At 61.5% G+C, this 3,959-nt stretch carries 3 protein-coding genes; all 3 read right to left on the bottom strand.

Annotated elements, in window-relative coordinates; translation table 11 throughout:
- Window positions 1-505: 505 nt before the first annotated feature.
- Window positions 506-1,054 carry a hypothetical protein gene (locus WCB02_RS24180; RefSeq protein WP_423962125.1) on the bottom strand — a complete coding sequence of 183 codons (549 nt, stop codon included), beginning with the start codon at window positions 1,052-1,054 and terminating at the stop codon, window positions 506-508.
- 167 nt (window positions 1,055-1,221) lie between these two features.
- A complete protein-coding gene (locus WCB02_RS24175) occupies window positions 1,222-2,598 on the bottom strand; it encodes a metallophosphoesterase (RefSeq protein WP_423962123.1) in 1,377 nt (458 codons plus the stop codon).
- A gap of 201 nt (window positions 2,599-2,799) precedes the next feature.
- Window positions 2,800-3,959: MFS transporter (locus WCB02_RS24170; protein ID WP_423962120.1), on the bottom strand; the 1,160-nt coding region annotated here is incomplete at its 5' end.

Here is a 3,959-nt window from a genome sequence, read left to right as displayed (position 1 = left end):
GTCGCACCGGAATCACCCGGCATCCCCGCACGCAATGGTTTACGGCTTATACGCGCTCTCCTCGGTGACCATGCTTTTTTGCCACCGTCGCCTAACGGAATTGCTTCCGCCGACTTGACGCCTGTGCCTTGGAGCGTCGGGACCACACGATTTCGCCGTCCGCTGCAGCATCGCTCGTCCGCGTGCCGGTGACCGCTCACGGGTCTTCGGACCCGCTCTGCAATCCCATCACGCCCGACGCTGCCGCGTCCACCGCATCCCGCGCCAACGTTCGTGACGATCGCGAAGCGCCCCTCTTGGAAGAGCATGGGACGGATGTAGTAAAAATCAATTTCCGAAAAAACGAAAGAGATTTATTTTTTTCCGAAGGGCTGGACAGGTAGAATCAGCTTGAAGCGGCTCGCGAAATCGGCTCTTTGCGCGGGTGACTTTTCACGGCGTCCACAGGCTTTGTCGGGCGCGGCGGCGTCGATCAAAATCGAGATTGATTCGCCTGCCCAGCTACTCAACTCTCAATCGTCGCAACAATGTGCGTCACGAGTTCGGACAAGGGACTCGCCCCATCCAAGCGAATTACAGGACACGGTAGCGTCGTCAGCCAAGCCTGATGCTTTTCGAGCGTGCGGCTTACCGTGTCACCCTCGTCGTAATGGGATGCCCATTTAATGAAGTCCTCGGTTTCATGATGATGCCACCCGCCCGGTGAAACTGCGTCGTCGCCGAACCGTGCGGCCTCCCGCGCCCGCAGCCGGTGAAGTCGAAGGTCTTTCGCTGTGTATAAAAAGACCACGAGGTCAAAATACGAAATGACCGGGTCGCCCCATCCTTGCAGTGATCCGCTCAGGACCCACTGCGCTCGCGGCAAGAACAATTCTCTCATCAATCGTAATCGTTCGGTAGCGTCGCGGATTTCTCTATAGGGCGGCGTAGTGGGTTGCCAAAAGTAGTCATCCGTATCGTGATGCGGGATGGTAAGCGCACTTGCCAGGGCGCGGCCAAGCGAGGTGGTGCCGGAGCCCGACGCTCCGGTGATATGAATGCGGCGACTCTTCATGATCCACTGACCTGCGTTACAACGCGATTCACGCCATAAAAAGACAGGCCACCGCATCAGGCCAGCCCGTCAAAGGCGACCTAACGACGTCCCGTATCGAATTTCTCAATCCTGGCAGCATGAAATATTTGGAGGTCGTCACGACCGTGGCGGGTCACCTCCGGACCTTACCACGACACACTTCCGACCAACGAATATCCCGCAAACGGCCGATCGGTTGCTCCGCGGCACGCGTGCCCGATGTGCCAGTTGTGGCACGGCTTCAGCCGTTCTAGGCCCCACGACGAGACTGCCGACATCGAAGTCCAATCCCTGCGCTCGGGTGTCCAGTATAGAAGGCCACCAGCCCCCAAATCCGTGTGCAGCTGGAGCCGCAATTCGAACTCTGCACCGGGCTCGACGCATGGACCAAACCAGTAGTGCGGACTGCGTCCGGAGGTGTGATGGACTATTGCCGTCAAGCGCTGTTCCGCCCCTCGCAAGCCGATCCAAAGCGGCGGCAACTCACCAAGCCGGCCAGCACACAGCAACGTCTGTGCGCGAGTTGTCCCAACTTTGGCGGCCGTTCCCGAGAACTGTAGCTCAAGCCGCCGATGCTCGAAGGGAAATGCAACCGGAGCCTGGAAAGAACCCATCGTCAGCTCCGTCTGATGTGCGGGATGCCAGCCATCGAAACACCAGTCCAGTGTCTCCCTAACCAAGCCTTTGGTGTCAAGAACCTGGCAACGTATTCCGATGGCATCAAGCGCGACCTGGACACAGTGGAGGTACTCGATGCCTTCGGGCATGCGGTGCACGGTGCCGGCCCCTGCCGTACAAATCTGCAGGACATCGCGATGGACCTGAACGTCGAACGCCAGAATGTGGCTGCATAAATACGCGCGAACGCCGTGCTCGACGAGAATATCCCAGAAGGCGGATCCTGCGCCGGGTTCAATGTCGCGTTGCCAAGGCCCGGAATAGCCGTTGACTGAGTATACGGGATGGTGACCGATGACGAGCTTCTGACACGCATCGCCATGTGAACGGAGCACGTCCTCCAGCCATTGTGTCTCTACAAATCCCTCGCCACCGAGGCCGGACCAGAGTGTGTTGACGAAGACGAGCAGCAGATCACCGCGTCGCACCCAGTACGACAGGCCTTCCTGGCCGGGCGGCCCGTTCCGCGGCAAACAGAGCACCTCTCGGAACACCTGCTCGCTCATCTCATCATATGTCGTATGGTTGCCCGTCGTGTGCCACATCGGGATGGTGCGGCGATCGAGCCAACCCGTTTCACTGTCGATCCAATGGCGCCATTGCGCGAGCAGTTGATCGTAGTCGGACGTCAATCCGATGATCTCATCTCCCGGAAAAATGATGAACTCAGGTGCGGGCTCAAGGCGTCGGACGACCGCGTTGACCTCCGAGAATGTTTTCTCGTGAGGCCCATCTGGCACGCCCGAGCAGGCGTCACCGTACAGCACGAACTGATACCCAGCGTTTCGAGGTTGCAACGCCGGAATTGGCTCGGCGGCACTGAAGTGAGATGGTACCTTGCTCATCGCCCATTTTACCCAGCCCACGAGCCTGTCGCAATCCGGCGTCCGTTTGCGACTTCAGCTCGAGGTCGCGAACTGCCTTCCCGAATGCGTTAGCTCCACCGGCCTGTACCTCAGACAGCTGCCGACCCGCTGCGCCGCATAGCCTCTGGATTCCGGGTTCATCGCCGTTGGCGATGCCCCGGAATGACGTTCCAGAAAAATTCAATTCCTCACCCGCGACAGCAATGCCAGGCCGCCTCCGAAAAACACCACCAGCACCGCCATGCCGGCCTTCTGATTCACGGTCACCGCGGTGACGATGCCGATCAACAGCGGTCCGATGAACGAGGTGACCTTTCCGGCCAGCGCGAACAGGCCGAAATATTGCGCGATGCGATCTTTCGGCGCCAGACGGATCAGGAGCGAGCGCGACGCCGCCTGCAGCGGCGCGCCGGCGGCGCCGATCAGGCAGCCCAGCACGAGATAGGCGCGCTCGGCGGCGGAGGCGAACAAGGCGCCGCCCGGCACCGGCGGCGCGACGCCGACGAACAGCACGGAGTCCTTGTTCACCAGCAGGATCGCGACCACCGATGTCAGCAGGACAGTCATGGCGCCGGCGATCACGCGCTTCGGGCCCAGGAAATCATCGAGCTTGCCGCCGAGCCATGCGCCCAGCGTGCCGGCGATGGCGAGGATGATGCCGAAAATGCCGAGCTCGATCGTATTCCAGCCGAAGGTGCCGGCCGCATAAATGCCGCCGAACGCAAACAGCGAGACCAGCCCGTCGGTATAGATCATGTTGGCGAGCAGAAAAATCGCGAGCGACCGCTGCTTCGGCAACGCGATCAGCGTCTGCTTCAGTTCGCGCAGGCCGGCGCGCAGCGCATTGCGCAACGGATGCCGCGCTGGATAGTCCGGGGTCCAGAGGAACATCGGCAGCGCGAAGATGACGAACCAGATTCCGGTCAACGGACCGGAGATCCGGTCGCCCTGATGCGAGGCCGGATCGAGCCCGAACAGCGGGCTGAATCCGAGCAGCGTGCGACCGGTCTCCGGATTGGCGGCGAAAAAGCCGAGCACCAGGATCAGGCTGGCGATGCCGCCGATGTAGCCGGTGGCCCACCCGGTGCCGGACAGGCGCCCGATCCGCTCCGGCGGCACCAGCGTGGGCATCATCGCGTTGGCGAACACCGTGGCAAACCCGACCCCGACGCTCGCGATCGCATAGCACAGCAGCAGCGGCGGAATCACACTGGCGTCGCCGGGCCGGCCGATCCACATCAGGCAGGTGCCGATCACCAGCAGAACGCCGAACGCCGCGATCCACGGCTTGCGGCGGCCGGCGGCATCGGCGATCGCGCCCAGCACCGGCGAAAACACCG

The organism is Bradyrhizobium sp., assembly GCF_049581145.1.
GTDB lineage: Bacteria > Pseudomonadota > Alphaproteobacteria > Rhizobiales > Xanthobacteraceae > Bradyrhizobium.
Note: the sequence above shows the minus strand (reverse complement) of the source record. Positions and strands in the feature narration are given on the sequence as shown.